This window comes from Rhizobium sp. CFBP 8762 (genome assembly GCF_014841565.1).
GTDB lineage: Bacteria > Pseudomonadota > Alphaproteobacteria > Rhizobiales > Rhizobiaceae > CFBP-8762.
The window spans coordinates 242,195-268,287 of record NZ_JACYUD010000002.1; the positions used below are offsets into that span (position 1 = coordinate 242,195).

Annotated in this window: 29 protein-coding genes; 11 read left to right on the forward strand and 18 right to left on the reverse strand. The window is 56.1% G+C overall.

Translation table 11 applies throughout. The features are described 5' to 3' along the window. Positions 1 to 69: 69 nt before the first annotated feature. From IFT84_RS06295 to IFT84_RS06310, 4 genes are read left to right on the forward strand one after another with little or no spacing between them, the layout of a single operon-like run. A complete protein-coding gene (locus IFT84_RS06295; protein ID WP_342212847.1) occupies positions 70 to 1,110 on the forward strand; it encodes an ABC transporter permease in 1,041 nt (346 codons plus the stop codon). Continuing rightward, the gene (gene nikC, locus IFT84_RS06300; RefSeq protein ID WP_192117818.1) at positions 1,107 to 2,024 is read left to right on the forward strand and encodes a nickel transporter permease; all 918 of its coding nucleotides are present in this window, start codon (positions 1,107 to 1,109) and stop codon (positions 2,022 to 2,024) included. Before IFT84_RS06295 ends, nikC begins: the two co-directional genes overlap by 4 nt. Next, complete coding sequence (locus tag IFT84_RS06305; protein ID WP_192117819.1) at positions 2,021 to 2,854, forward strand: ABC transporter ATP-binding protein; 834 nt, start codon at positions 2,021 to 2,023, stop codon at positions 2,852 to 2,854. Before nikC ends, IFT84_RS06305 begins: the two co-directional genes overlap by 4 nt. After that, positions 2,851 to 3,603 carry an ABC transporter ATP-binding protein gene (locus IFT84_RS06310; RefSeq protein WP_192117820.1) on the forward strand — a complete coding sequence of 251 codons (753 nt, stop codon included), beginning with the start codon at positions 2,851 to 2,853 and terminating at the stop codon, positions 3,601 to 3,603. Before IFT84_RS06305 ends, IFT84_RS06310 begins: the two co-directional genes overlap by 4 nt. A gap of 6 nt (positions 3,604 to 3,609) precedes the next feature. Here IFT84_RS06310 and IFT84_RS06315 read toward each other — a convergent pair whose 3' ends face one another. The 12 genes from IFT84_RS06315 to IFT84_RS06370 form a co-directional block, all read right to left on the reverse strand. Then, complete coding sequence (locus tag IFT84_RS06315; RefSeq protein WP_192117821.1) at positions 3,610 to 4,539, reverse strand: NAD-dependent epimerase/dehydratase family protein; 930 nt, start codon at positions 4,537 to 4,539, stop codon at positions 3,610 to 3,612. 49 nt (positions 4,540 to 4,588) lie between these two features. Continuing rightward, complete coding sequence (yjfF, locus tag IFT84_RS06320) at positions 4,589 to 5,593, reverse strand: galactofuranose ABC transporter, permease protein YjfF (protein WP_192117822.1); 1,005 nt, start codon at positions 5,591 to 5,593, stop codon at positions 4,589 to 4,591. Then, positions 5,590 to 6,597 carry an ABC transporter permease gene (locus IFT84_RS06325; protein ID WP_192117823.1) on the reverse strand — a complete coding sequence of 336 codons (1,008 nt, stop codon included), beginning with the start codon at positions 6,595 to 6,597 and terminating at the stop codon, positions 5,590 to 5,592. Before IFT84_RS06325 ends, yjfF begins: the two co-directional genes overlap by 4 nt. Continuing rightward, positions 6,594 to 8,129, reverse strand: coding sequence for a sugar ABC transporter ATP-binding protein (locus tag IFT84_RS06330; RefSeq protein ID WP_244651119.1), 1,536 nt, complete (start codon positions 8,127 to 8,129; stop codon positions 6,594 to 6,596). Before IFT84_RS06330 ends, IFT84_RS06325 begins: the two co-directional genes overlap by 4 nt. 93 nt (positions 8,130 to 8,222) lie before the next feature. Further along, positions 8,223 to 9,188: a galactofuranose ABC transporter, galactofuranose-binding protein YtfQ gene (ytfQ, locus tag IFT84_RS06335; protein ID WP_192117824.1), complete on the reverse strand. Its 966-nt coding sequence runs from the start codon at positions 9,186 to 9,188 to the stop codon at positions 8,223 to 8,225. Between the two features lie 171 nt (positions 9,189 to 9,359). Then, the gene (locus tag IFT84_RS06340) at positions 9,360 to 10,808 is read right to left on the reverse strand and encodes a protein adenylyltransferase SelO (RefSeq protein WP_192117825.1); all 1,449 of its coding nucleotides are present in this window, start codon (positions 10,806 to 10,808) and stop codon (positions 9,360 to 9,362) included. Between the two features lie 238 nt (positions 10,809 to 11,046). Next, positions 11,047 to 11,700 (reverse strand): outer membrane protein, encoded by a 654-nt coding sequence (locus IFT84_RS06345; RefSeq protein WP_192117826.1) that lies wholly within the window; start codon positions 11,698 to 11,700, stop codon positions 11,047 to 11,049. A gap of 167 nt (positions 11,701 to 11,867) precedes the next feature. Then, positions 11,868 to 12,530, reverse strand: a complete 663-nt coding sequence (locus IFT84_RS06350; protein ID WP_192117827.1) for an outer membrane protein — start codon at positions 12,528 to 12,530, stop codon at positions 11,868 to 11,870. Positions 12,531 to 12,996: 466 nt separating this feature from the next. Then, positions 12,997 to 13,392: a VOC family protein gene (locus tag IFT84_RS06355; protein WP_192117828.1), complete on the reverse strand. Its 396-nt coding sequence runs from the start codon at positions 13,390 to 13,392 to the stop codon at positions 12,997 to 12,999. A gap of 66 nt (positions 13,393 to 13,458) precedes the next feature. Next, positions 13,459 to 13,800, reverse strand: coding sequence for a YkgJ family cysteine cluster protein (locus tag IFT84_RS06360; RefSeq protein WP_192118313.1), 342 nt, complete (start codon positions 13,798 to 13,800; stop codon positions 13,459 to 13,461). A gap of 12 nt (positions 13,801 to 13,812) precedes the next feature. After that, complete coding sequence (locus IFT84_RS06365; protein WP_192117829.1) at positions 13,813 to 13,989, reverse strand: hypothetical protein; 177 nt, start codon at positions 13,987 to 13,989, stop codon at positions 13,813 to 13,815. Between the two features lie 96 nt (positions 13,990 to 14,085). After that, on the reverse strand, positions 14,086 to 14,286 hold the full coding sequence (locus IFT84_RS06370) for a hypothetical protein (protein ID WP_192117830.1): 201 nt from the start codon (positions 14,284 to 14,286) through the stop codon (positions 14,086 to 14,088). A gap of 62 nt (positions 14,287 to 14,348) precedes the next feature. Here IFT84_RS06370 and IFT84_RS06375 point away from each other — a divergent pair, with 62 nt between their 5' ends. The 4 genes from IFT84_RS06375 to IFT84_RS06390 all read left to right on the forward strand — a co-directional run bounded on the left by IFT84_RS06375 (position 14,349) and on the right by IFT84_RS06390 (position 17,322). Next, positions 14,349 to 14,642 carry a hypothetical protein gene (locus IFT84_RS06375; protein ID WP_192117831.1) on the forward strand — a complete coding sequence of 98 codons (294 nt, stop codon included), beginning with the start codon at positions 14,349 to 14,351 and terminating at the stop codon, positions 14,640 to 14,642. Positions 14,643 to 14,665: 23 nt separating this feature from the next. Beyond that, a complete protein-coding gene (locus tag IFT84_RS06380; RefSeq protein ID WP_192117832.1) occupies positions 14,666 to 15,505 on the forward strand; it encodes a MetQ/NlpA family ABC transporter substrate-binding protein in 840 nt (279 codons plus the stop codon). Positions 15,506 to 15,620: 115 nt separating this feature from the next. After that, positions 15,621 to 16,682, forward strand: a complete 1,062-nt coding sequence (locus tag IFT84_RS06385; RefSeq protein ID WP_342212839.1) for a methionine ABC transporter ATP-binding protein — start codon at positions 15,621 to 15,623, stop codon at positions 16,680 to 16,682. Then, positions 16,663 to 17,322: a methionine ABC transporter permease gene (locus IFT84_RS06390; protein ID WP_192117833.1), complete on the forward strand. Its 660-nt coding sequence runs from the start codon at positions 16,663 to 16,665 to the stop codon at positions 17,320 to 17,322. Before IFT84_RS06385 ends, IFT84_RS06390 begins: the two co-directional genes overlap by 20 nt. Before the next feature lie 6 nt (positions 17,323 to 17,328). On the opposite strand, the gene IFT84_RS06395 is transcribed toward IFT84_RS06390, so the two are convergent. Continuing rightward, positions 17,329 to 17,955: a nucleoside/nucleotide kinase family protein gene (locus tag IFT84_RS06395; protein ID WP_244651120.1), complete on the reverse strand. Its 627-nt coding sequence runs from the start codon at positions 17,953 to 17,955 to the stop codon at positions 17,329 to 17,331. Beyond that, complete coding sequence (locus tag IFT84_RS06400) at positions 17,955 to 18,737, reverse strand: SDR family NAD(P)-dependent oxidoreductase (protein ID WP_192117834.1); 783 nt, start codon at positions 18,735 to 18,737, stop codon at positions 17,955 to 17,957. The genes IFT84_RS06395 and IFT84_RS06400 overlap by 1 nt, the downstream gene beginning before the upstream one ends. A gap of 128 nt (positions 18,738 to 18,865) precedes the next feature. On the opposite strand from IFT84_RS06400, the gene uxuA reads away from it, so the two are divergent. The 3 genes from uxuA to IFT84_RS06415 are packed head-to-tail and all read left to right on the forward strand — an operon-like array spanning position 18,866 to position 21,088. Then, a complete protein-coding gene (gene uxuA, locus IFT84_RS06405; RefSeq protein ID WP_192117835.1) occupies positions 18,866 to 20,038 on the forward strand; it encodes a mannonate dehydratase in 1,173 nt (390 codons plus the stop codon). Positions 20,039 to 20,070: 32 nt separating this feature from the next. Next, entirely contained in the window at positions 20,071 to 20,496 is a 426-nt protein-coding gene (locus IFT84_RS06410; protein WP_192117836.1) for a DUF1810 domain-containing protein, read from the forward strand. 7 nt (positions 20,497 to 20,503) lie between these two features. Continuing rightward, positions 20,504 to 21,088 (forward strand): IMPACT family protein, encoded by a 585-nt coding sequence (locus IFT84_RS06415; protein WP_192117837.1) that lies wholly within the window; start codon positions 20,504 to 20,506, stop codon positions 21,086 to 21,088. A 95-nt stretch (positions 21,089 to 21,183) separates the two neighbouring features. On the opposite strand, the gene IFT84_RS06420 is transcribed toward IFT84_RS06415, so the two are convergent. The 4 genes from IFT84_RS06420 to IFT84_RS06435 form a co-directional block, all read right to left on the reverse strand. Then, positions 21,184 to 22,170 carry an aldo/keto reductase gene (locus IFT84_RS06420; protein WP_192117838.1) on the reverse strand — a complete coding sequence of 329 codons (987 nt, stop codon included), beginning with the start codon at positions 22,168 to 22,170 and terminating at the stop codon, positions 21,184 to 21,186. A gap of 194 nt (positions 22,171 to 22,364) precedes the next feature. Continuing rightward, entirely contained in the window at positions 22,365 to 22,571 is a 207-nt protein-coding gene (locus tag IFT84_RS06425) for a hypothetical protein (RefSeq protein WP_192118319.1), read from the reverse strand. Between the two features lie 412 nt (positions 22,572 to 22,983). Continuing rightward, a complete protein-coding gene (secD, locus tag IFT84_RS06430) occupies positions 22,984 to 25,512 on the reverse strand; it encodes a protein translocase subunit SecD (RefSeq protein WP_192117839.1) in 2,529 nt (842 codons plus the stop codon). 90 nt (positions 25,513 to 25,602) lie between these two features. Continuing rightward, positions 25,603 to 26,010 carry a hypothetical protein gene (locus IFT84_RS06435; RefSeq protein ID WP_192117840.1) on the reverse strand — a complete coding sequence of 136 codons (408 nt, stop codon included), beginning with the start codon at positions 26,008 to 26,010 and terminating at the stop codon, positions 25,603 to 25,605. Positions 26,011 to 26,093: the final 83 nt, after the last annotated feature.

The window sequence follows — 26,093 nt, forward strand, 5'->3', positions numbered from 1 at the left end:
GCGCTTAGGCTGTTCGATACGCTTTGCTGCTGATCAAAGGTTTTGCTGTTGACCCCGACTTCACCCCTTATTGCCAAACGCCGTGGGCGCTCCGCGGTGTTTGGCTTGTCCCTTCTTCGTTTTCTGGCGATTGTGGCCACGACCTATTTCGGTCTGCTGGCCGTTACGTTTTTCATTGGCCGCGTGATCCCCATCGATCCCGTTCTGGCGGTGGTTGGCGACCGCGCTCCCGCACATGTGGTGGAACGCGCCCGTGAAACGCTGGGCTTCAATCTTCCGCTCTACCAGCAGTTCTTCCTGTACATGAAGGCAGCGTTGACCGGAGATTTCGGCATATCGGTGCTGACGAGCAATCCGGTTCTGACTGATATACGCAGGGTCTTTCCGGCCACGATGGAGCTGGCAACGGTCGGGACATTAATCGGCACCTTGCTTGGCGTCCCACTCGGCGTGCTGGCAGCGGTCAAACGCGGCAGTCTTGTGGATCAGGTGGTACGGGTCGTAGGATTGGTCGGCTATTCCGTGCCGATATTCTGGCTGGGCTTGCTGGCGCTTTTGTTGTTCTACGCGCGGCTGCAATGGGTTGCCTATCCCGGGCGCATCGATGTCGTCTATGAATACAGCTTCACACCGGTCACAGGATTTTACCTGCTGGATTCAGCTTGGCAGGGACAGTGGGACGTGTTCCGCGATGTGTTTCGCCACATCATTCTACCGGCAGGCTTGCTTGGCTATTTTTCTCTTGCTTATATCAGCCGCATGACGCGCAGCTTCATGCTGAATGAGTTGAGCCAGGAATATATCGTTGCGGCCCGCGCAAAGGGTCTCTCCGAAAGCCGCATTATCTGGCGGCATGCGCTGCGCAACGCCGCCGTGCCGCTCATCACGGTAATTGCCCTGTCTTATGCCGGGATGCTGGAAGGCTCGGTGCTGACGGAAACCGTCTTCTCGTGGCCGGGGCTTGGCCTCTACATCACCAATTCCCTGCAAAACGCCGATATGAACGCAGTGCTTGGCGGCACCATCGTTATCGGCTCGGTCTTCATTGGCATCAACATGGTGTCTGATCTGCTTTACCGGACCCTAGACCCCAGGACGCGCGCACGATGACACCAGCCTTTAGCCGACGTGAGTGGCTCCTTTCCGACCGTCCGCAATCGCGCATGCAGGCCCGTCTTGGCCGCGCCTATATGACGTGGCAGCGCTTTGCAGCCAACCGGCTGGCCGTGGTCGGCCTCGTCCTCATCCTGGCAATGATCCTCATCGCCTTGTTTGCCGATGTGCTGGCACCGCATTCGCCTGTGGTCGGTAATCTTGGTGGTGCGCGTCTGCTGCCTCCGGGTTCGCCCGAGTACCTGCTGGGCACGGACGATCAGGGCCGTGATATCCTGTCCCGCCTGATCTACGGGTCCCGTCTGACGCTGGCCGTGGTTGCGCTGGTGGCCATCATCGCTGCGCCCATCGGGCTGGCTGTGGGCGCAATCGCGGGTTATGCGGGCGGTTGGGTCGATGCTATCCTGATGCGCATTACCGATATTTTTCTCGCGTTTCCGAAGCTGGTGCTTGCTCTGGCATTCGTTGCGGCACTCGGTCCGGGAATAGAAAACGCTGTTCTTGCCATCGCGATTACCTCGTGGCCACCCTATGCGCGGATTGCCCGTGCGGAAACTATGGCGGTTCGCAACTCTGATTATATTGCAGCTGTCCGGTTGATGGGTGCATCGCCGTGGCGCATCGTGTTGCGACACATTATGCCGCTCTGTCTGTCATCCCTGATTGTGCGTGTTACGCTGGACATGGCGGGTATTATTCTCACAGCCGCCGGCCTTGGCTTCCTCGGTCTGGGGGCGCAGCCGCCCCTGCCCGAATGGGGCGCGATGATTGCCTCCGGCCGCCGGTTCATTCTGGACCAGTGGTGGGTGGCGACGATGCCGGGCATTGCAATTTTGATCGTTAGCCTTGGCTTCAACCTGTTGGGCGATGGCTTGCGGGATGCTCTGGATCCGAAGGAGAGCGGCCAATGACCAATCTGCTGACGGTTGAAGATTTGCGCGTTTCGTTTCCAACCCGCTCAGGCACCATAGAGGCTGTGCGCGGGGTATCCTTCACGTTGGGCAAGGAGCGGCTGGGCATTGTTGGCGAGTCGGGCTCCGGAAAATCCCAGACGGGACGCGCTATCATGGGGCTGACCCCGCCCCACGCCAAAATAACGGCTAAAACGCTGAATTTTGCAGGCGTAGACCTGCTGACAGCTTCTGCCCACAGCCGCCGCCAGATGCGTGGCAACCGGCTGGCCATGATCCTGCAAGACCCGAAATATTCGTTGAACCCGGTGATGACCATTGGCCGCCAGATCGTTGAAACGCTTCGCACGCACCAGCGGATAAGCAAAGCGGATGCGCGGGCGCGTGCTCTGGCCATGCTGGAAGCCGTGCAGATCCGCGAACCGGAACGCGTCTTTGCTCTCTATCCGTATGAGGTATCCGGCGGCATGGGTCAGCGCGCCATGATTGCGATGATGCTGATTGCCGACCCGGAACTGATGATTGCCGATGAACCGACCTCAGCGCTGGATGTCACCGTGCAACTGGACGTACTGCGCATCCTTGACCGGCTGGTGGCCGAGCGCGGCATGGGGCTCATTTTCATTTCCCACGATTTGCGACTGGTCTCGTCTTTCTGCGACCGCGTCATCGTCATGTATGCCGGAAAGATCGTGGAAGAACTGGCCGCAATAGATCTCCCCAACGCGAAGCACCCCTACACGCAGGGCCTGCTGAACTGCATGCCGACCCTTGGTACGGACCGGCACCCGTTGCCCGTCCTGCAACGCCAACCGGAGTGGGCACTATGACCATCGCCCTCAACATCCAAAATCTGAGTGTTGTTTATGACGCATTCGTTGCGCTGAATGACGTCAGCCTTTCGGTCGAGCGGGGCGAGTCCTTCGGTCTCGTCGGGGAATCCGGTTCCGGCAAGTCAACGCTTCTGCGCGCTGTTGCCGGGCTTGCACCCGTGCATTCCGGCACCATAATGGTCGAAGACATAAAATTTTCGGGCAGTCAGCGCGACAAGGCATTCTACCGTCAGGTGCAAATGGTGTTTCAGGATCCCTATGGCTCGCTGCACCCGCGCCAGACCGTAGACCGTCAATTGCTGGAGCCGCTCGCTATTCACGGCATCAGCGACAGTGAGCCACGCATCCTTCGTGCACTGGATGAAGTGGGCCTCGGCTCAAGCTTCCGGTTTCGCTATCCTCATCAACTGTCCGGCGGACAACGGCAACGCATTGCAATTGCCCGCGCCTTGATATTGGAACCGACGCTGCTGTTGCTGGACGAACCGACCTCCGCGCTTGACGCGTCCGTTCAGGCCGAAGTATTGAACCTTTTAGAGCAGGTGCGCCGGGAGCGCAACCTCACCTTCGTTATGGTGAGCCACGATCTCGGCGTGGTGACCCATATGTGCGAGCGCCTGGCCGTCATGCAGAATGGCCGCATCGTAGAGCGCATATCGTCGGCGGGTCTGGTGGCCGGTCAGGTTGCCGATGATTATACCCGCAATTTGATGGTGGCTTCCAAAGGCTTCGTGCGTGTCGGGTAAACGCCACTACAGCCGGGGCGCCTGCTCGCGCACCCGTTCCATGCTGTCGGCCGCTTGCCAACCGGTTTCCTGAAGCGCTTGCGAACTTGCGACCATTGCCCCGGTCAGCGTTGCCCAGCGCGACGCTTGTCCGACAGCCCCCATGACGTGCTGAACCATCCGCTCGGGAACGGAAAAAAGAGCAGGCGCGCGCCCCAAACCCTGCCGAACCGCCGTTACGATATCGCCAATCGTCAAAGGCGCTTTGTCCGCTACGATGAACGTCTGGTTATCCGTGCTTGTCTCGGTGAGGCAGTGGTGAACCGCGTGGCACAGGGCATCCAGATACAACAGAGAGCGTCTCCCCGAAAGAGACCGCAGTGGCAACGGAACCGGCAACCGGGCAACCTTGATCAGGGTTTTCCAATTGCCTTTGACCGCATCTCCATACACCACAACCGGGCGCAAAATCGTGTAGGGCCTGTTTTTCATGACGCTGGCAATTGCGCGTTCCGCATCCAGCTTGCTGCGCCCATAGGCATCCGTCGGGCGCGGCTCATCGGTTTCCCGCGCGACACTGTCATGCACCGGCCCACACTGCGCGCGGATCGACGACATAAAAATGAACTTACCTGTGATCATTCGATCTGCCGCTGCCGCAAGCTTCTCGGTCAGCACACAATTGACCTGATGATAGAGATCGTCCGAAATGGGCAAACGGCTGTGCGCAATCGCTGCAGCATGGACGACATGATCCACACCTGACAGCAATGATTCAAATTCCGCTGTGGGCGCATCCGGCTGCGGTATCGCAAGTGCCGTGAACCCAAGATGTTTGATCATCTCAGGATTGCGCGATGCAACGATCACCCTGTAGCCTGCGGACTTCAGAAACGGAACGACCGCCTGCCCCACAAAGCCGGACGCACCGGTTACCAGCACTGTTTCTGCGTTCATGTTCTGCCTGCTTCAATTCTTGCAGGCTCATATAGAACAGTGCGCTGTCTCACGCCACCTCGGGCATGTTGCCAATTTGAATGGCTGGCGTTTTTCGCCACCGCCTTTTGGAGGCGTAAACCAGCAACCTTTGCAGCACAATGAACACAAAAAGCAGGCCGCCGATGACAATTTTCGTCCACCAGCTTGAGAGTGTGCCATCAAACACGATGTAGGTTTGGATCAACCCCTGAATCATAACGCCCACGAATGTCCCGATGATAAATCCGGAGCCGCCTGAAAGCAGCGTTCCGCCGATTACCACCGCTGCGATGGTATCCAGTTCAACCCCCACTGCGGCCAGCGGATACCCCGCAGACGTATAGAGCGAAAAGACGATGCCGGATAATCCCGCCAGAAAACTGGACAGAGCGTAGATCAATATCGTCGTGCGGGCAGCCGGTACACCCAACAGATTGGCTGAGGTCGCATTGCCCCCGAGCGCAAAAACATAGGACCCAAACCGTGTGCGGTGCGCCAGTATGGTGCCCACAACAAAAACCGCTACCATGATCAGACCAATCACGCTTAACCGGCCTCCCCCGGGCAAGCGGTAGGATAGACTGGTTACCGTGCTGTAGAACTCGTGGTTGATGGGTATCGAGTCCCGTGTCAGCACCGAGGCTGCCCCGCGTGCCAGAAACATGCCTGCCAATGTGACGATAAATGACGGCACATTCATATAATGAATCATGGCTCCCATCAGCGCGCCAAAAGCAGCGGCCAGCGCCAGGGCCAGCGTGAAGGCGATCAACGGATGCACATTGTATCGGGTAATTAGAATTGCCAGCAAAACGCCTGTGAAAGCGATGACGGAGCCGACTGACAGATCAATGCCGCCCGACAGGATGACAAACGTCATACCAACGGCCACAATGCCTAGAAATGCGTTGTCTGTCAGAAAGTTTCCCAGCACCCGCGTGGACCACATATTGGGAAACTGCCAGACGCAAACAGCGTAAGCGATAAGGAAGATGGACAGGGTCGCAGCCAGAGGCCACAAGCGCGGGCTCATGATGTTTTCTCCCCGGGTGCCGGAACTGCCGTAGGCGCGGGCGTCGGTCGCATGAAGGTGAGGATATTGCCAACTATCGGTGATTGAACCATCAGGATAACAATCACCACGAAAGCTTTAACAATCAGGTTGAACTCCGACGGGAAACCGGACAGCAGAATGCCCGTATTCATTCCCTGAATGATCAGAGCCCCCAGAACCGAAAGCGGAATGGAAAATCGCCCGCCGAGCAGCGACGTGCCGCCGATCACCACTGCCAAAATGGCATCGAGTTCCAGCCAAAGCCCCGCATTATTGGCATCTGCGCCACGAATATCAGCCGCTGCGATTAGTCCTGCAATCGATGCACACAGCCCGCAAAACGCATAGACGCCGATTAACAAGGTTTTCGACCGCAGCCCGGCATAGGTGGACGCGGACCGGTTCACGCCGATGGATTCAATGAATAGACCAAGCGCCGTCCGTCTCATGATCAGCGTTGCGACCACCATCAGCACACCGGCAATGACGACCGGCATGGGAATGGTCAGCAGCGCTCCAGAGCCAATATAAATCAGTCCGGGGTCGTTGAAAGTAACGATCCTGCCCTCTGTCATCAACTGCGCGATGCCTCGTCCCGCGACCATTAAAATCAGCGTGGCGATGATGGGCTGGAGATCAAGGACCGCCACAAGAAACCCGTTCCAGAGCCCGCACAGCAAGCCAATACCCAACGCCGCCAGAATAACGATGCCGAGCGGCTGCCCGCTCTGGATCAAGCTGGCGGCCACCGCGCCCGCAACCGCCATAACCGCGCCGACCGAAAGATCAACGCCTTTGGTCGCAATCACCGCCGTCATGCCCACCGCCAGAATGGCCACCGGTGCGCCGCGATTGAACACGTCAATGAGGCTGCCAAAAAGCCGGCCATCCTGAATCGAGATCGTGAAGAAGCCGCGAAACAGCGCAAAGTTCAGCAGAAGCACGATGAGAAACGCAATATATTGAGGTTTGATCCACTTCATGCGGCAACCTCACCGGGTTCGGCGGCAATCGCCTTCATGATTGATGCGGTCGACACGTCCTCTTGGGTCAGCTCGCGCACCACCTGCCTGTCCCGCAACACCAGCACACGGGAACTATACGCAACGATTTCTTCCAGTTCCGACGAGATGACAAACAGCGACAGCCCCTCATCGCAGAGGCGATTGATCATACGAATGATTTCAGCATGGGCACCCACGTCGATACCACGGGTCGGCTCATCCAGAATGAGAAAGCGCGGTTCTGTCGCCAGCCAGCGCGCCAGAATCACCTTCTGCTGGTTGCCGCCGGATAGCAGTTTTATGGGCTGCTCCACGCTCGCGGTGCGGATATCCAGCGCTTTGACGAACTTGTCAGCCAAGTCAGCCTGTTCTTTGAACGACAGGGGCTTTGCCCATCCTCGACGTGCCTGCAGTGCCAGCATAATGTTTTCGCGCACCGTCAAATCCCCGAGGATTCCATCGGTTTTACGGTCCTCAGGACAGAAGCCAAAACCGAGCGCTATCGCATCGCGTGCCTGGCGCAGATGCACGGAACGACCATCGACTGTCGCGGAGCCGCTGTCCGGGCTGTCGATGCCAAACAGCAAACGCGCCATTTCCGTGCGTCCCGAACCCAGTAGTCCGGCGACACCGACCACTTCGCCACTGTGAACATTGAGATCGAACGGCGCAATCTTACCGGCCAGTCCATAACCTTGAAACGTTGCCAGCCGCTCACCGCGCGGGCGATCCTTGACGATGCGCATGGCACTTTCATGCTCCAGCGCGTGGCCCAGCATCATGGTCACCAACTCCATGCGCGTCAGATCACCAATCGGTTTGCTGCCCACCAGTTTTCCGTTGCGCAGCACCGTCACCCGGTCTGCCAGCGCAAAAACCTGATCCATAAAATGGGTGATGAAGACGATGGCAAGCCCCTTGGCCCGCAATCGCCGAACAACGGTGAACAGCACGTCCACCTCTCGCGCATCAAGGCTGGCCGTTGGCTCATCCAAAATCAGCACTTTTCCAGAGAGATCAACAGCCCGGGCAATGGCAACGATCTGCTGTACCGCCACCGAGTAGCTCCCGAGATCGGCAGATACATCCAGCTTTTCCAATCCATACGGTTCAAGAATGCGCCGCGCATCGCGCTCCATCCGGCGCCGATCGACCAGGCCAAACCGGGTTGGCTGGCGTCCGATAAACAGGTTTTCGGCCACCGTCAGGTTCGGCAAGAGATTGACCTCCTGATACACCGTGCCGATACCCAGTTCCTGCGCATGAGCCGTGTCGCGCGGGGTCACGTCCACGCCGTCGATGCGGATGGTGCCGCTGTCATGGGTATACGCTCCGGTCAGGATCTTTATGAGCGTGGATTTGCCCGCACCATTTTCGCCCAGCAGCGCATGCACTTCGCCCGGCATCAAGGTTAAACCGACCCGATCCAGAACGCGTGTCGTCAGAAATGATTTCGTTATCGAGTCAGCGGTTAAAACCGGCGAGGCTGTGGGCATAATCTGCTCTTGCATGAAGCATGCCTTCCAATGGTCCAGCATGCGAAACCAAAGACAAAAAGCGAAACGGCCTGCCGATACAGGCAGGCCGCCGTCAACACGTCTGTATTAGTAGCCCAGTCCCTTGCGGGCTTCGTATTGGCCCTTTGGATCATCCGACGCGGTAAACAGCTTGGATTCCGTCACGATGGACTTCTGCGCAACTGTCTTGTCCTTTTTGTAAGCTTCCAGCGCATCGAAGGCAGGCCCGGCCATGTTGGGTGTCAACTCGACGGTCGCGTTGGCTTCCCCATTGGCAATGGCCTGGAAAATATCCGGCACACCATCAATCGATACCACCAGAATATCGGTTCCGGGTTTCAGCCCAGCATCCTTGATGGCCTGAATAGCGCCGACCGCCATGTCATCATTATGGGCGTAAAGCGCACAGATATCCTTGCCGCCATTGTGCGCTTTGATGAAGCTTTCCATGACTTCCTTGCCCTTGGAGCGGGTAAAGTCGCCTGTCTGGCTGGCAATAACCTTGATATTGGATGTTGCGCCGACCGTATCGTCAAAGCCCTTTTTGCGGTTAATGGCTGGGCTGGACCCAACCGTTCCCTCAAGCTCCACGACATTGCAGGCCTTGCTTCCGACATTGTCCACCAGCCACTTGCCAGCAACCGCGCCTTCTTTCACCTGATCAGAGGCAACTGCTGCGAGATACAAATCCTCAGGCGCATCAATGCCGCGATCCAGCAGAACGACCGGAATTTCCGCGTCCTTGGCTTCTGCCAGCACGTCGTTCCAGCCGGTGGCCACCACAGGCGCCAGCAGAATGGCGTCTACGCCCTGCGCAATGAACCCACGGATGGCCTTGATCTGGTTTTCCTGCTTCTGCTGCGCATCCGCAAACTTGAGATCAACGCCACGCTTTTCCGCCTCTTGGCGTGTTACGGCGGTTTCAGCTGCGCGCCAGCCGGATTCCGAGCCGACCTGAGAGAAGCCGACTGTCATTTTATCCTGTGCCAGCGTTGCGCTGGCAAAGCCGCAGATGACTACGCTACCCAGCAATATATGCTTCAATACATTCATGATGTTTCCTCCCTTGAACGATGCCCTTGGGCAGAACCAAGGCCATTTCACGGTTACAAGCTCCTCAGCCACCGTGGGAAGATGTGATCATATAGTATGACAAAATACAAGAGCCTCTCAAAATTTATGGGGTGATAAAACGGTTGCTCTCGCGCTTCAACTGTATCGTTGTCAGGTACCACAAAAGGTCTGCAACACACGTTCATCCGTTCGAGGTGGTGCTTGATAGTCGGCGTATTCCGTCTGGGCTTCATAAGGGTGCGCCAGCACGTCGACCAGTTTGTGAAACAGCGACAGATCACCGCCCAGCGCTGCCTGTATCGCCTGCTCGATGCGATGGTTGCGCGGGATATAGACTGGATTGACGCTCTCCATTTTTTCCCGTCGGACCAAATCAATCTCAGGTTCCAACGCAAGGCGTGCCTGATACAGTGCGGCCCATTCCGTCAAAGCAGGTCGCTCCGATGTAAAGGCTGCAAATGCCGATGATCCTGCCGACAGAGCACGGAAACTCAAAGTGAAATCAGCTTGATCATCAAACATCGCCTGCAAGCCCTGTTCAATCAGGCTGCGGTCATCATCTCTTTCAGTCATCAGGCCGAGTTTTTGACGAAAGCCGTCCAGCCAATACGCTTGATAGGCTGGAGCAAACCCGACGACCACAGGATTTGCCAGCGCCACTGCTTCATCGATATCGTCAGCCAAGATGGGCAACAGGGCCTCTGCCAATCGTGCCAAATTCCACTGCGCAATACCCGGCTGATTTTGGTAGGCATAGCGTCCGCCACTGTCAATTGCGCTGTAAACCGTCGTCGGATCATACTGATCCATAAATGCGCAGGGTCCAAAATCTATCGTTTCGCCAGCCACCGACATATTGTCCGTATTCATGACACCATGAATGAACCCGACCTGCATCCAACGCGCGACGAGATAGGCCTGACGGTCGATAATCGCCTTGAGCAAATTGAGATAGGGTTGGGGCGTATCCGCCACCTCCGGATAATGCCGCTGAATAACGTAGTCCGATAGCTGCCTCAGCGCATCCGCATCCTGTCGGGCAGCGAAGAACTGAAACGTACCAACGCGGATATGGCTGCTGGCAACACGTGTGACCACAGCACCGGGCAAAGTCTGCTCACGGTAAACCGGTTCGCCGGTTAACACAGCCGCAAGCGCGCGAGTTGAAGGGATTCCCAACGCGTACATTGCCTCGCTAACGCAATATTCGCGAAGAACTGGGCCAAGTGCCGCACGCCCATCCCCACCCCGGGAATAAAACGTCTCCCCTGCCCCCTTTAACTGAATATCCCGGCGTTGATCTGACCGATCAATAACTTCACCCAGAAGCACCGCCCGACCGTCGCCAAGCTGTGGCACGAAATTTCCAAATTGATGGCCCGCATAGGCCATAGCAAGCGGGTCTGCACCCTCGGGCTTTACGCTGCCTGAAAATAAGGCAGCAAGATCCTGATCCGTCGAGTTCCCAACGTTCAACCCGAGTTCTAATGCCAGAGTTTCATTGAATTTAATAAGGGTTGGACTGTTAGGACCAGAGACGTCCATCCGGCTGAAAAAGGTGTCCGGGAGTCTTGCGTAACTGTTGTCGAACGAAAACATCCGTCATCCCCTCGTTTCATTTGAGCCCTTATATGGAGTCGAAAACGAGGAACTCAAATTGTTTGTTGGAAGCTTCAAAAGTGGCGTTAATGACAAACAGGATTTTAGGGCGATGCAATAGCAAACTTTGGATTTAAGCACCACACGCCGAAAAGAACATTGTCTACATAACACGCAAAAACCCCGCTAATTTTAGCGGGGTCTCTCCAAGCCGACTTAAACTAATGATATACGGAAATCAGAACTTCCAGCTGACGCCTGCACCCACTGTGTGCTTGTCTGCGTCAATTTCCGCGCCATCGATCATCTTATCACTGAAATCAGTGTAACGATATTCCACGCGACCGATAACATTGTCTGTAAAGGCTTGCTCAAAACCTGCACCAACCGTCCAACCGTTCAAGGTTTCTTTATGGCGCTCGGTAGAAAAAGCAGTGGTCGTGGAGTCCTCAAACTTTGTCATCGCCCAACCGGCTGTACCGTAAACGAGCGAGCGATCAAATGCGTATCCTGCACGGGCGCGCACAGATGCCGACCATTTTAGTTCTGATTTGCTGGTTTCGCCTAAAGCTGAATAGGTTTCATCAGCCCAGTCCTTTACAAAATCACCTTCTACACCCGCAACCCAAGGGCCGCTCTGCAAAAAGTTGTAACCGGCGTAGCCGCCCGCGAAAGCTCCGTTGAGCTTTTCCTTATCAGAAATTTCAGGTGTACGCGTCTCAAATTTGTTCCAGGCGTAACCGGCAGTTGCGCCGACATAAGCGCCTGTCCAATCGTAAAACTCGGCAACTTCTTCGACCGGTGCAACAGGGGCCTCATAAACAACGTCCGCCGCGAATGCAAATGTAGACGACAGCAGAAGTGTTGAAGCAGCCAGTGTCAAAATTTTCATAACGAATCTCCTTTTGTGTTAGAGACTTCGCATGTTTGCTTTGCAAGGGCTAGCTAAAACAACGCCATCAAAGTGCGCTAGATTTCTAATGTTGCATTTACGCAACTTTGGACCAAACGCAAAAAGGCGACCCAAAGGCCGCCTTCCTGTAAATCTGCATGGCAGAATTAGAACTTGTATGTCAGACCAACGCCAACAGTGTGCTTGTCAACATCAACGTTAACGCCGTCAACGCCGAAGTTCTTGTCACCGTAGTCGGAGTAGCGGTATTCAACGCGAGCCAGAACGTTTTCTGTGAAGGCGTGCTCAACACCGGCACCAACTGTGTAGCCGTGGAATGTTTCTTTGTTCTTTACTTCGTCGCCAGTTACGTTGTTAAAGCCACGTGCTTCGATACGTGTTGTGGCATAACCACCGGTGGCGTAAACCATCGTGCGGTCCATCGTGTAACCCAAACGGGCGCGAACGGATGCGCTCCACTGTGCATCAAGAGCGATGCCCTGGCCCAGACCGTTCGAACGTGTATCATCACCCCAATCCTTCTGCATGTCGCCTTCGACACCCAGAACGAAGTTTGGAGCCAGCATTGCGTTGTAGCCAACGTGACCGCCGAGGAAGCCGCCGTCCAAATCGGTGTTACCGAACTCTGTGTTGGTGTCAGCGTTTACCCAACCGTAACCGCCCTGGGCACCAACGTAGAAGCCTGTCCAGTCGTAGAATGCAACAGTTTCAACAACTGGTGCTGCTGGAACGTCCATAACAACGTCGGCAGCCTGAGCAACAGCCGTTGTCGAGATCAGTGCTGCAGTAATAAGGCCAAGTATTTTCATGTTTACGTCTCCTGAATTTGTAAGACCTGATCTATCAGGGATTCGCAAACCGCGCTATGGTAAATGAGCAACACATACACGCAATGGATGTAAGTTATACCTAATTTAGATATATCTTTGTGCTTTATTAACTGTGGGAAACGAGGAAAATCAGGCGGTTCGGCTGCGATATTCTTCATGATATTAACGATTTGACATCGATAAAATTATAGGAAAATTCGCTTGTATTCCTGTTGCGTCCTCGCAGGAATGCCTGTTTTCCAAGCTTTTAGTAACAAAGTTTGTAAAATCAATGCCTATTTGAATTTTTTTCAGACTTGCAACGAACGCGTTCAGCATGATGACAAGGTTGTCGATAGGAGGATAAAAGCTCCTTTTATGACATTCGTTTACGCACATTGTTCGTTCAAGCCCCATTCAGCCTAAATAAACCAAAGGTTGCAGTATTGTGACCAGATAGTGGCATTTATTTGAAGCGTCCGCCACGATTCAATACTTCAATTTTGTAGCCGTCAGGATCGGTAACAAAAAAGAAGCGAGCAAATTTTTCTCTGCCGCACTGAAGCGTGCGCACGGGTCCGGGCTGAAGTCCGCTTTCAGTTAATTCCCGATGTGCTTGATCGAGATCATCAACGGATACCGCCAGGTGCCCATAGCCATCTCCCATCACGTAAGGATCGGTACGGTCTTTGTTGACCGTCAACTCGACTTCAAACTCGCTTTCAGCATTTGCCATGTAGATCAATGTGAAGGCGTCGAACTCCATACGTTCGACAACGCTCAGACCGAAAGCTTGTTGATAGAATGCAATTGACCGGCTCTCATCCAGAACGCGGATCATAGTGTGAATTGATTTTGCCATGGTGGCCTCCGTAGGATCAAGAGGCACCTTTGCCCGATCCAAGCCACAACACGCAAGAGCGGCGCACTACCAAAAATAATGGGATGGTTCAGGCAGATCGTGCACCGACATCCCATGGGCTTCACGCGCCATGCGACAGTCGTCGCCACCGGGCATACAGGCCCGGCAAACGTCGGGCCTTACATCATAGATACCACAGGCAGTCGTCTTGCCAATTTCGCCGACAAGGGCCATGCAACGCACACCATCGCAACGCATGCCACCTTCATCTGCCGAAACCAGCGGAGCGGGAATTCGGTCCAGTTGCGCGTCGCTTTCCAGCGTAAATCGCGGCCAGTCCGACGAATACGAACAACACGCACCGCAGGACTGGCAATCAAACGCGAGGCTTGTGCCCGACGTGTCCATAAGCAAACGAAATTACTTCGTCTTGCGTTTGCGCGTGGCAGATGCGGGTGCCGCTGGCTCAAACAGATCGGCATCCGTTGCATCGACCGTGTTCTCCGTCTCGGTAACAATCTCTTTAACAACTGTCTTTTTTTCCGTTTTTGCTGGAGCGGCAGCGGGTGTCGGATTTGTTCTGAATTTAATGGCCATATGACGATCCTTTTGGATAGAGCCTGATTCTTTTCAACAGGCCGCAGTCAACACTCTAACATGGAACAAGCAAAAACCGGAGATTAGCCGTGGGTGCTATTTTTCGTCATTTGCTTCTTTTTCCAGACGAAGCTGGCGCAGCCTTAGTGTCTTTGCGTCACGCGCTGCCTGTTCGGCATCTTTCTCGCTGATGACAGCTGGTGTGCGGGCTAGAAATTGGGACTGGGTTTTCAGAAACGTTTGTTCTGCTTGTTCTCTGGCTTTGCTTGGTTTTGGACCGGTGGCGTCAAATGCCATCACGAACCCTTTCTCATCAATAGATCTTTGAGGCCCCGTAGGGCGAGTGAGGTGCTCGAAGTTTGAAGAGAAAGTCGCATGCGCTGGCTGCGCTAAAACAAAGTTCAGTCAATCAACTGTCGATAGTTGAACCTAGCGGCATTCCAGTAGCGGGTCAACTTTCAGTTTCAATGCGGGACGCGAAGCCATCACTTTTAAAGCACCAGGAAGCGTTTCGGTTCAATCTGCCCATAAATTATGCTTTTTTGAAAGACTATTTCCAGACGCTCCCAATTGAAAAAAATCAGTGCTTTGAGAACAGCAGGCGCTTTACAGATGATGACACCACGCTCCAGCCGGTCTACGTCGCAGCGTAAGCATTGATAACAAAGGAAACATCATGATCGATCTGAAAACTGTCCAATCGTCTGCTCCGTTGACTCGACGTTTGATGCTGGCGGTGCTGGCCTCGGCGTTTGCCGTTGTTGGCTTCACGGCGTCCCAGCCTGTAAGCGCGCAGGACAAGACCATCAAGGTCGGTATCATGAGCGGCGAAGACGAGGATGTCTGGAAGGTCGTGACCGCACAGGCGGCGAAAGAAGGCCTGAAAATCGAACCCGTCGTCTTCAACGATTACACCCTGCCGAATGAAGCATTGGAGCGCGGCGAAGTCGACGCCAACGCATTCCAACATAAGCCCTATCTCGATAACCAGATCGAGGCACGCGGCTACAAGATCGTTGTGGCCGGCTATACAGCTCTTTGGCCTATCGGCGTCTATTCTGCCAAGCACAAGTCCATCGCCGACCTGCCGGAAGGCGCAGTCATTGGCGTCCCGAATGATCCGTCCAACGAAGGTCGTGCGCTGCTTGTTCTGGAACAACAGGGTTTGATCAAACTGAAGGATTCCACAAATATCCTCAGCACGATCGCCGATATTGCGGAGAATCCGAAAAAAGTTGAGATCAAGGAGCTGGACGCCGGTATCGTAGGCCGCGCCATCACCGATCTTGATGCCGCCGTGGTCAACACGAACTGGGCACTGCAAAGCGGCCTGACGCTGGAACAGCGCATTGCTGTCGAGCCGACCGAGAACAACCCGTACCGCAACTTTATCGCTGTTCGGGAAGGCGACAAGGACGCAGAATGGGTTAAGAAGCTTGTCGCGGCTTACCAGAACGACACCGTCAAGGCAGAGTTCGACCGCGTGTATAAGGGTTCCGGCACGCAGGCCTATTGATCAGCCATCGCATCAACATTGAGGGCAGGACGGAATCTTCCGCCCTGCCCTTGTTTTTGATGGCGTAAATAATCATAAAGCCCTCATTTAGTGGCTGCGACAAGGACCGAAATTTGTGAACACGCTGGGTGAAACAGCCGATGAGACGGCTGATGTCGTCCGTCTGGTCGATCTGAAACGCCATTTTGGCCCAACGCCCGCGCTGGATGGTATTTCGCTCAATGTCCGCAAGGGAGAAGTGCTGGGTATCATCGGGCGGTCGGGCGCGGGAAAATCCACGCTGATCCGCTGCTTGAATGGTCTGGAACGCCCGGATTCGGGAAAAATCATGATAGAAGGTCGTGATATTACAGGCCTGTCTGAACGGCAGTTGCAGCCGCTGCGCCGCCGAATTGGGATGATCTTCCAGCACTTTAATCTCCTCTCGGCCAAGACCGTGGAGGACAATGTCGCATTGCCGCTGAAGATCGAGGGGCTGGGCAAAGCAGAGCGGCGCAAGCGCGCGCATGATTTGCTGGATCTGGTCGGTTTGGCGGATAAAGCGAAGGCTTACCCCGCCTCCCTCTCAGGGGGACAAAAGCAACGTGTGGGTATTGCACGCGCATTGGCCGCGCGTCCCGCTCTGCTGCTATCGGACGAAGCCACGTCGGCGCTCGATCCTGAAACCACGCGGTCTATTCTGACCCTGCTCAAAGATATCAATCGCCAGTTGGGCCTGACCATCCTGATGATAACCCACGAGATGGAAGTCATTCGCACCATTGGTGACCGGGTCGCGGTGCTGGATGCCGGAAAGATCGTTGAGGAAGGCCCGGTTTGGTCGGTATTCGCCAATCCGCAAACAGCCATCGCGCAGAGCTTGCTGGCGAGCACCAGACCGCAACTCCCCGATCATATCACCGCCAAACTACGCCCCGAACCGAAGGGTGAAATGGTCCTGCGGATCGATATGGCCGGACCGCCAGCGCAGCAGCCCTTGTTTGCCGATCTGGCAGCCGCTGTCCCGCACTCTTTCCGTTTGATTCATGGCGGCATCGACCATGTTCAGGACCAGCCGGTCGCTAGCTTCTTCATTGGGCTGAATGGTGATGACGCGTCGCGGGTTGCCGTACTTGAATTCTTGAGAACCCGCTCTGCGCGGGTGGAGGTGCTTGGCCATGTCGCAAATGATGTTTGATCTGCTGCTGCGTTCGCTGTGGGAAACGCTGTTGATGACGTTTGCATCCGGGCTCATCTCGCTGGTGGTCGGCCTGCCGCTGGGACTGACGCTGGTGGCGACCGATAGAGGCGGCATTGCGGAAAATCTGGCCGTCAACCGCGTTCTCGGCGGCATCGTCAATGCCTTCCGCTCCGTTCCGTTTATCATTCTCCTGGTGGCGCTGATCCCGGTGACACGCTTCATCGTCGGCACCTCTATCGGCACATGGGCCGCCATCGTCCCGCTGTCCATCGCCGCCACACCGTATTACGCGCGCATTGCCGAGGTCTCGTTGCGCGAAGTGAACCGTGGCCTGGTGGAGGCCGCGCGCGCCATGGGCGGCAACAAATGGACGATCATTCGGGAAGTGCTGGTGCCGGAAGCCTTGCCGGGTTTGATTGCAGGTTTCACGGTAACGCTCGTGACCATGGTTGGCGCATCGGCCATGGCGGGCATGGTCGGCGGCGGCGGGCTGGGCGACCTTGCAATCCGCTACGGTTACCAGCGCTACGACACCGGCATCATGATGATTGTCGTTGCGGTTCTGATCGCACTGGTCTGCGGTATCCAGTGGATCGGGGATCGTCTGATGGCGCGGCTTGACCGGCGCGTGGGATAAGCTCTCTCACGTCAGGATGCGATAATCCGCTTTCACACTTTCCGCCGCCACCAGCCGTCCGTTGGGCAGATCATTGTCCTCGATCTTGCGCAGCATATCGGCCTCTGCCAGTCCGAAACCCTGCCACCGTTCTGTGAGACGACGACGTAAAGTCTGCTCTTCCACTTCAATCGATACGGTCACGTCGAAGAACGGCCGCATGCGGGACCACGGGTCGCGAGACAGCAACAGATAGTTGCCTTCGGCAATTAGAATACTGGTATCGCGGCCAATCAGTCGCGCTCCGGCACGGGCAATTTCCAGCTTGCGATCGAATACCGGTACGGCAATGGTATCGTCCGCATTCGCTTTCAGCCGCTGCAGCATGTGCAGAAAACCGTGGGCATCAAAGGTATCGACCGAACCCTTGCGGGGTAGCAAGCCCAGATCCTTCAGCACCGCATCGTCGAAATGATAGCCATCCATCGGCAACACCGCCGCCCGTCCCGGATGCTGCGCGTTCAGCGCTGCGGCAAGGTGGTCGGCAATGGTGGACTTCCCGGAGCCGGGCGCTCCCGCAATTGCGATAATGTGGCGGCCGGTCATGGGCAGCGTCACAAGCTGGCGCAGCAGCGTATCCATCTGGTCCTTCATCACGCCACTCCGATCCCGGCCGTCAAACCGCCATCGATAATAAAATCCGCACCTGTGACAAAGCCGGCCTTATCGGACGCCAGATAGGCAATCATATCCGCCACCTCCTCTGGCTCGCCAATGCGCCCAATGGGATGGGCTGCACCGAACCGTTTGAACACCGCATCGACATCGGCACCATCGCCATCAAACGTGCGCGCCGCCAGTTCCAGAATGGGTGTACGAACCGAGCCGGGACTGACCGAATTGACCCGGATTCTGTCCCCTGCGTGATCGAGCGCCATGGCGCGCGTCAGCGCGTGGATGGCCCCTTTGGTAGCAACGTACAGGGCCACACCCTTCTGGCAGGCATGACCTTGGACGGAGGAAATATTAACGATAGCTCCGCCGCCTCGCTTGATCATTTCGGGTATGCCGAAATGTCCTGTCAGATGAATCGAGCCGACATTGACGGCAAACGCGCGCTGAAAGGTCTCCGCATCACTGTCCACGACGGTGCCGTAAGGGTGAACGGCGGCTGAATTAACAATGATATCCAGCCCGCCAAACCGCTGGCAAACCTCCCGCACCGTCGCTGCAACCGCATCGCTTTGCGACAGATCCGCCTGATGGGTCACCAGCGACAGTCCGCGCTCTGCGGCAAGCGCGTCAAGCTCACCATTAGCAGCGATGTCGATTCCAGCGCACAAAACCTTTGCGCCGCCCGCAGCCAGCCGCAGCGCAGCCGCGCGGCCAATGCCCGTTGTGCCTGTGACCAGCGCAACCTTACCTTCAAATTCCATGTTTCATGCTCCTGCCCGTTTCATTCTGTTTACATCCAGTTGAGCGCATACGAAAGTGGCATGTTCTGCTTGTTACACAGTGCGGCACCAATGTATAAGACGGCCCATTGCAACGTGAGGAGACGTCGATGGAAGAGTGCTTTCGCTGGTATGGGCCGGGTGACCCGGTTACTCTGGATCATGTCCGCCAGACCGGCGCTACGGGCGTGGTTTCAGCCCTGCATCACGTCTACGATGGCTCCGCTTGGAAAAGTGCAGACATCGCATCTTATAAAGCCAATATTGAGCAGTCAGGGCTGACATGGTCGGTTGTGGAAAGCATTCCGGTTCACAACTCCATCAAGCTCGGCTCAGGTGAAGCGGGGCGATACATCGGTTTCTACAAGGATACCATTCGGGCTCTGGCGGAAAACGGCATTACCACCATTTGCTATAATTTCATGCCTGTGGTGGATTGGTCCCGCACGGACCTCATGCATAAAGTGCCTTCCACAGGCTACGCGCTGCGTTTCGATGCCATCGATTTTGCGGTCTATGATCTGTTCGCGCTGAAGCGCAACAATGCTGAAGATGATTACACGCCGGAGCGGATCGAGGAAGCAAGGGTTCGCTACGGGGCGCTGAGCGAAGACGAGATCAACCAGATCGAGCGTAATCTTATTGCGGGTCTTCCAGCGACAGAACGCACCTATGACAGGGAAAGCTTTCGCGCGGCCCTTGCCGACTATAACGGCATTGACGCCGCTGCCCTGAAAGCCAATCTGTCCGCCTTCCTGCGCGAAATCGTGCCAGTCGCTCAGGAGGTCGGCGCACGTCTGTGCATTCACCCTGATGATCCGCCATTTTCGCTCTATGGTCTGCCGCGTGTTGTGTCTACGGCGCAGGATTGCCGCGATATCCTCACGACAGTTGATAGCCCGGCCAACGGGCTCACCTTCTGCGCCGGTTCTTACGGTACTCGAGGGGATAATGACCTACCTGCCATGATCCGTGAATTCGGCCCGCGTATTCACTTCGCGCACTTGCGCAATGTGCAGCGGGAAGATGACGGCTCCTTCTACGAATCCGATCACCTCGACGGCTCAACCGATATGGTGGAGGTTGTCCGCGCCTTGTTGGCAGAGCAAAACCGCCGCCGGGCGGAGGGCCGGGACGATTGGCGCATTCCGATGCGGCCCGATCACGGCCATCTGCTCGCAGATGATATAGGCAAAAGCAGAATCAATCCCGGCTACTCGCTCATAGGCCGCATGAAGGGTCTGGCCGAATTGCGCGGGGTCATACGCGCTCTGTCCGCTTGAAGCAAAAGGCTGGCACGTTTGGGGAGACAGTCATGACAGATACGTTCAACCTGAACCGTTTCGTAGATGCCCAATCCGGCGTGTACCAGACTGTGACTGCGGAGCTTCGCGCTGGCGCGAAGCGTTCCCACTGGATGTGGTTCATCTTTCCTCAAATCGATGGCTTAGGCTTTTCGCCGATGGCGGTTCGTTATGCCATTCGCTCCCTTAAGGAAGCCGTGGCCTATCGTCAACACCCGATACTTGGGCATCGCCTGACCGAGTGCACACAGGCCATGCTGGCGCATACCGAACGCAGTGCCCATGCCATTCTGGGAAGCCCTGATGATATGAAGTTCCGGTCTTCCATGACATTGTTTGCAGCAACGCAGTCGGCTCCATCGATCTTTCAGGAGGCGATCAACCAGTTTTATGCGGGCAAGCCGGATGAAAAGTCGCTTGCCTTGCTGAAGGTGTAAAACCTGCATGTTCACTCTGCCGGCGGTCAGTACGTTTTCGGAAACCATCCGTAAGAGCAGATTTCTCGCGGTTGCCGGTCCGATCAGCGACGAGGCAGAAGCCAAAGCCTTCATTGCCCATCACTCCCATGTTGATGCCAGTCACAATTGTTGGGCCTGGCGCGTCGGTCAAGTCTACCGTTTCAACGACGATGGCGAACCGGGCGGCACGGCTGGCAAACCTATCCTGCAGGCCATCGATGGACAAGGCCTCGACCGTGTGGCTGTCGTCGTTACCCGTTGGTTCGGCGGAATATTGCTGGGAAGCGGTGGGTTGATCCGCGCCTATGGAGGCACTGCTGCTCAGTGTCTGCGCACAGCTGAAAAGGCGCCGGTGATCGCCATGCGCACGCTCGAAATCGAGTGCGACTTTTCCAGCCTCGCTGCGCTGAAAGCCCGCGTCCATGCTGTGCCGCATGCGGTGATTGAGAACGAAACATTTACGGAAACCGGTGCGGACATCACCGCCCGCGTGCCGAGTGAGTCAATCGTGACCCTGCAGGACACGCTGATATCGCTTATGCGCGGACGCGGACGTGTTCGTGTCGGTTAGAACGTAATTCGATCTGATTGAATCCGATCGACGCTCTCATTCTCGATTTCAAAGCATAATCGTCTCGATCCTCCCTCGCTCCAGTCCCGTATGCTCTAAAAAATAGCAATAGGATCGAACCGGCCCCACTGCTCCGCCGGAAATGGATTTTGCAGCAATTCAAGATTTCGTGTCAGGCTCTCCGGGTTTGCTGTTCCGATCAGAATAGATGTGACATTGGGCTGACGGAGTGGAAATTGCAGCGCTGCCGTTGCCAGTGTCGAGCCCGCCTCCTGTGCAATTCTCTCCATGTTGCGCACCCGCCGCAGAATATCCTCGCTTGCTGGGGCGTAATTAAATCGGGCACCATCATTGGCCCCGGTTGCCAGAATACCGGAGTTGAACACGCCGCCAATCAACAGCGCCGTACCACGTTGCTCACACAGTCCCAAAAGACGGGTACCGGACGTGCGATCCAGCAGTGTGTAGCGCCCGGCCAGCAACAGGCAGTCCACGGGTGCACGCGACAGGACATCAAGGCATACCCCGACGTCATTCACACCCAGGCCGTAGGCAGAAATGGCACCGGATGCTTTCAGTTCCTCCAGTGCTTTCAGGCCACCCTCCATAAACAGCCGGTAGTGGTGACGGTAGCTTTCCAGTCCCAGCGTCGAAACTTCGAGATCGTCTACGAAAAGAATATCGACAGCGTTCAGCCCAAGACGTGCCAGACTGAACTCGAAGGAGCGCATGATGCCGGAATAGCTGTAATCGTAATCAATGGCGAACGGCAGGGGGTCAACAAAACCATGATCAATGACTTCCGTGTGCGGCACAGGACGGAGCAACTTGCCCACCTTGGTGGACAAAACGTAGTCCTTGCGCGTTTTTTTGCGGAGAAAATCACCGATCCGCCGCTCCGACAAGCCTAACCCATAGAAGGGAGCCGTATCAAAGTAGCGAATACCCGCCTCCCACGCGGTCTCCATGGTTTGAAACGCAGTTCTGCGCGACACAGCCCTGTAAAGTCCACCGATTGCACCGCCGCCAAAACCGAGCACGGACATTGTCAGGTCGGTTTTACCCAATTGGCGAAATTTCATCGGGACCTCGCGGGACATTGCAGACCGCAGGAGGATAGCGTTAGCGGCTGGTATTGGCCAGAGCGTGATGGGCTGGAATCAGTGCCGGTCCATCAGAGTGCAGGATCACGGACGGCTCACTGGCAACGCAACCAGCCAAACATCATCATTCGCTTCTTCGTTGCGTTTATGAGACAAGACTGACAGTCCGGCGGTCAAGCCGCCGACTGCGCAACGAAGGGTGCGTTGCTTTGCGCGCCCATGAGTTTGCGAATGGCTGCGCGGGCTTCGTCTACCGAGTGGAAGCGGTGTGCGTCGAGGTCCCAGACCTGATACTTCACAGCCATAAATCTCAGTCTATCGTTGTCGGGGATGACAATGCCGACGGCTTCGCCGTCATATTCAATGACCTGCTTCATAATCGTCTCCCGCCATGCGGTACGCATAGCTGCTGTCTTGACGTGTAGGGGAGTGGTAAAACCGGTTATCGCCACATTCGGCAAAGTGCCGAGGACGTCTCGCGTTTTATCACCACACGACAACGGAGAATGAAACCACGGGAGAGGGTGATACGGGCATGCTGTGTCATGTCACTTCTCCTTGAATGATTTCAATTACAAAGACTTAGTCAAGCGCGGTGCAAGTAATTTGTCACAATGCGACCGCCACAAATCCTGAATAGAATAATCTCCTATTTCTGTCAACACGATTTATCGACGACGCAAAATATTTCCGTCAAGCGTTTAGGCTTTCACGGTAAACGTGTAGGCAGAGCGTTCACACACGGACTTTGTGCGAAGAAGGCCACCTTCGCAGGTGGCCTTCTTGGGTTCGTCAGGCCCGGACCGCCGGTGCAGGCGCTGCAGCGCGCTTGCTATCGCGTTCCCGCCACCAGCGGCTGAGGAACAGCAGGATCGGACCGCCGATATAGAGAGACGAAGTCGTCGCAATGATGATGCCGAAGATCATTGGCCAGGCGAAGTTTTCAACGGCTTCCCCACCCCACAACGCCATTGGCAACAGTGACAGAACCGTTGCAAGCGATGTGAAGATACACCGCGCCAGCACCTGATTGATGCTGAGATCGATCAGGTCCGAGAATGACATCGACTTGTAGCGCCGCAGGTTTTCGCGCATCCGGTCATACACCACCACCTTATCGTTGACCGAGTAACCGATCATCGTCAGCAGGGCGGCAATTGCCGTCAGGTTGAAGTCGACACCGGTGAGGGCAAAGAAGCCGATGGTTTTGGTAATATCCAGCAACAGAACAGCGATAGCGCCAACGGCGAAGTGCCACTCGAACCGCCACCAGATGTAGGCCAGAATGGCCAGCATGGCGAGGCCCACGGCCAGGAATCCGTTGCGCTTCAACTCTGACGATACTGTTGGACCCACCACTTCGGTGCGTTCAAAGGATGCGTCCGGCACCACGGTTTGTACTGTTTCCTTGATGCGGTTCAAGGCTGCTGTCTGCACCTCTTCCCCGCCCGGCTGGCGCTGGGCTCGGATCAGCACCGAATCCTCGCCAAACTCTTGAAGAGCCACTTCGCCAAGCTGCAAGTCTGCTAGCTCCGTGCGCAGGCGCGGCAGATCAAGATCAGACTTCGACGTTGCTTCCACCTGAATACCACCAGTGAAATCGATGCCGTAGTTCAAGCCGGGCGTGAAAAACAGCACGATAGAACTGATCGAAATGAAGGCGGACATGCCGATAGCAATGAAGCGCCCCTTCATAAACGAGAAATTCGGAGTCCGCGGAATGCGACCGATCAACGGCTTGATTTCAAGCTTCTTCAGTTTCTTGCGCAGCACGATTTCCGTCATGATGACGCGAACCACGGTTACGGCTGTAAACATCGAAATGACGATGCCGAGCATCATGGTAATGGCAAAGCCACGAACCGGTCCGGTACCAAACGCAAACAGCAGCATGGTGGCCGCCAGAGTCGTCACGTTGGCATCGACAATCGTGGAGTAGGCCTTGTTGAAACCGACATCCAGCGCCTTGATGGCACTGGCACCAGCTTCTGTTTCTTCGCGAATACGCGCATTAATCAGAATGTTGCCATCCACGGCCAGACCGATGCCCAGAATGATACCGGCAATACCCGGCAGTGTGAGTGTCGACCCGATGATGCTCAGGAAACCGATCGTCAAAATTGTATGCAGAGCCAGCGCAAAGTTCGCAATCATGCCCCAGCCGCTGTACAGGATTACCATCAGCGTGATCACGAGCAGGAAGCCGGCGATGCCAGTGTAAATACCCATGCGAATGGAATCGCTGCCGAGGTTGGGACCGACGCTGCGTTCTTCGATGATGGTCAGTGGGGCTGGAAGCGCGCCGGAACGCAACAGCGCCGACAGCGTCGTTGTTTCCTGCGGCGTAAAGCTGCCGCTGATCTGGCCGGAGCCACCGGTGATGGGCTCGTTGATCACAGGCGCGGTCAGCACCTTATCGTCCAGCACAATGGCAAAACGCTTGCCAACGTTATCACGCGTGATTTCCGCAAACTGACGGGCGCCGGCATTGTCAAATGTAAAAGATACGATTGGCGCGTTGCTGCGCTGATCGAACCCCGCCTTGGCATCGGCCAGACGCTCGCCCGACAGGGCAACGCGCTGCTCGACTGCCAGCGGCTGACCGGTTTTGGAATCGGGCAAAATCAGCACGCCGCGCGGTGCAGGCTGTGTCGGATCAACCGTCTCGTCCACCATGTGGAAGCTCATCTGGGCGGTGGAGCCCAGAAGCTGGCGCAGACGCGTCGGGTCTTGAAGACCGGGCAACTGCACCAGAATACGGTCGCCACCTACGCGCTGGATCAATGGTTCGGCAACGCCGACCTGGTCCACACGCTGGCGAATAATTTCAAGGCTCTGCTCTACAGCCGCATTCATGCGGTCCTGTAAGCCTGCCTGTGTTTGTGTGACCGTGATCGTATCACCGCTGGTTGCCACCTCGATATCGGACTGGCTGCTGCCCATGCTAAGCAGGCCGACAGGCGCTGCCAGTTGTTGCAGCTTCGGCAGCACTTTGGCCCGAACGGCTTCATCCGGGACGCGGACAACGACCGAGTCGCCCGTGATACGTGCCAAGGATGCCTGCGCACCCTCTTCGCGCAGGGCCTTGCGGATATCTTCCAGCAGTGTTTCCAGCCGCGCCTTGCGCAAACCGGCAGCATCGACCTCCATGACGAGGTGCGAACCGCCTTTGAGGTCAAGCCCGAGCGTGACCTGACCAGTCGGCAGGAAATGGCCGAACTTCTGCAGGGTGGACTGGGGCAGAATGTTGGGTAGAGCGGCAAGAATGCCGAAGAGTATGATGGCCGCGTAAGTCGCTAAAAGCCATTTTGAAGATCGCATTGTGGTATCCAGTTTGCCGAGACGATACGGGGAACGATGCCAACCGTATTCTCATCATCATAAAATGAAGGGGTGCCGCGTTGCGGCCTGTTAAACCAGACGCGGCGGCGCGCGCGCTTGCGTCTGCGCGGCAGAGCCGGTGCGTGAGGCTGGTGCGGATACGCCGCCCTGCGCCGACCGGAACAGGGGGCCGAATTGATAGGAGCGGTCCGGTCCCAAAAGCGGTGGGGAACCCGGTGCGGGCAGCCGGTCACGGTCATCGCCGAGCGCCCGGACTTCCGTGCCACCACGCCCCAACTGTTTGTTGGCCTGTTGCTCGAACGATAGCGATGCAACACCGACAGCCCCGACGCGATCTCTGACACTCGACAGCGTCGGTGAAAAACGCACGGTCAAACCGGAAAATTGCAAAGCAGCAAAAGCCAGCAGAAGCCAGCCGAACGCGACACGTTGCAGCGCGGACACTGTTCGGCTGTGGTGCTTGCGGCCTGACGCCATCTGCTGCTTTAAAACCTCGTTAAGCGTGTTGCGTTCACAAATCATTCTCTCGGCGAAATGTCAAATTGCTGTGTGTGAAATCT

Bases quoted from the DNA above. Each gene is read 5' to 3' on its own strand.
- IFT84_RS06340 (WP_192117825.1), bottom strand. From the start codon at position 10,808: ATGTTTTCGTTCGACAACAGTTACGCAAGACTCCCGGACACCTTTTTC.
- IFT84_RS06415 (WP_192117837.1), top strand. From the start codon at position 20,504: ATGTTCACTCTGCCGGCGGTCAGTACGTTTTCGGAAACCATCCGTAAG.
- uxuA (WP_192117835.1), top strand. From the start codon at position 18,866: ATGGAAGAGTGCTTTCGCTGGTATGGGCCGGGTGACCCGGTTACTCTG.
- IFT84_RS06380 (WP_192117832.1), top strand. From the start codon at position 14,666: ATGATCGATCTGAAAACTGTCCAATCGTCTGCTCCGTTGACTCGACGT.
- IFT84_RS06360 (WP_192118313.1), bottom strand. From the start codon at position 13,800: ATGGACACGTCGGGCACAAGCCTCGCGTTTGATTGCCAGTCCTGCGGT.
- IFT84_RS06365 (WP_192117829.1), bottom strand. From the start codon at position 13,989: ATGGCCATTAAATTCAGAACAAATCCGACACCCGCTGCCGCTCCAGCA.
- IFT84_RS06325 (WP_192117823.1), bottom strand. From the start codon at position 6,597: ATGAAGTGGATCAAACCTCAATATATTGCGTTTCTCATCGTGCTTCTG.
- IFT84_RS06330 (WP_244651119.1), bottom strand. From the start codon at position 8,129: ATGCAAGAGCAGATTATGCCCACAGCCTCGCCGGTTTTAACCGCTGAC.
- IFT84_RS06315 (WP_192117821.1), bottom strand. From the start codon at position 4,539: ATGAACGCAGAAACAGTGCTGGTAACCGGTGCGTCCGGCTTTGTGGGG.
- secD (WP_192117839.1), bottom strand. From the start codon at position 25,512: ATGCGATCTTCAAAATGGCTTTTAGCGACTTACGCGGCCATCATACTC.
- IFT84_RS06370 (WP_192117830.1), bottom strand. From the start codon at position 14,286: ATGGCATTTGACGCCACCGGTCCAAAACCAAGCAAAGCCAGAGAACAA.
- IFT84_RS06390 (WP_192117833.1), top strand. From the start codon at position 16,663: ATGTCGCAAATGATGTTTGATCTGCTGCTGCGTTCGCTGTGGGAAACG.
- yjfF (WP_192117822.1), bottom strand. From the start codon at position 5,593: ATGAGCCCGCGCTTGTGGCCTCTGGCTGCGACCCTGTCCATCTTCCTT.
- nikC (WP_192117818.1), top strand. From the start codon at position 1,107: ATGACACCAGCCTTTAGCCGACGTGAGTGGCTCCTTTCCGACCGTCCG.
- IFT84_RS06410 (WP_192117836.1), top strand. From the start codon at position 20,071: ATGACAGATACGTTCAACCTGAACCGTTTCGTAGATGCCCAATCCGGC.
- IFT84_RS06435 (WP_192117840.1), bottom strand. From the start codon at position 26,010: ATGGCGTCAGGCCGCAAGCACCACAGCCGAACAGTGTCCGCGCTGCAA.
- IFT84_RS06310 (WP_192117820.1), top strand. From the start codon at position 2,851: ATGACCATCGCCCTCAACATCCAAAATCTGAGTGTTGTTTATGACGCA.
- IFT84_RS06345 (WP_192117826.1), bottom strand. From the start codon at position 11,700: ATGAAAATTTTGACACTGGCTGCTTCAACACTTCTGCTGTCGTCTACA.
- IFT84_RS06420 (WP_192117838.1), bottom strand. From the start codon at position 22,170: ATGAAATTTCGCCAATTGGGTAAAACCGACCTGACAATGTCCGTGCTC.
- IFT84_RS06395 (WP_244651120.1), bottom strand. From the start codon at position 17,955: ATGAAGGACCAGATGGATACGCTGCTGCGCCAGCTTGTGACGCTGCCC.
- ytfQ (WP_192117824.1), bottom strand. From the start codon at position 9,188: ATGAATGTATTGAAGCATATATTGCTGGGTAGCGTAGTCATCTGCGGC.
- IFT84_RS06400 (WP_192117834.1), bottom strand. From the start codon at position 18,737: ATGGAATTTGAAGGTAAGGTTGCGCTGGTCACAGGCACAACGGGCATT.
- IFT84_RS06305 (WP_192117819.1), top strand. From the start codon at position 2,021: ATGACCAATCTGCTGACGGTTGAAGATTTGCGCGTTTCGTTTCCAACC.
- IFT84_RS06350 (WP_192117827.1), bottom strand. From the start codon at position 12,530: ATGAAAATACTTGGCCTTATTACTGCAGCACTGATCTCGACAACGGCT.
- IFT84_RS06355 (WP_192117828.1), bottom strand. From the start codon at position 13,392: ATGGCAAAATCAATTCACACTATGATCCGCGTTCTGGATGAGAGCCGG.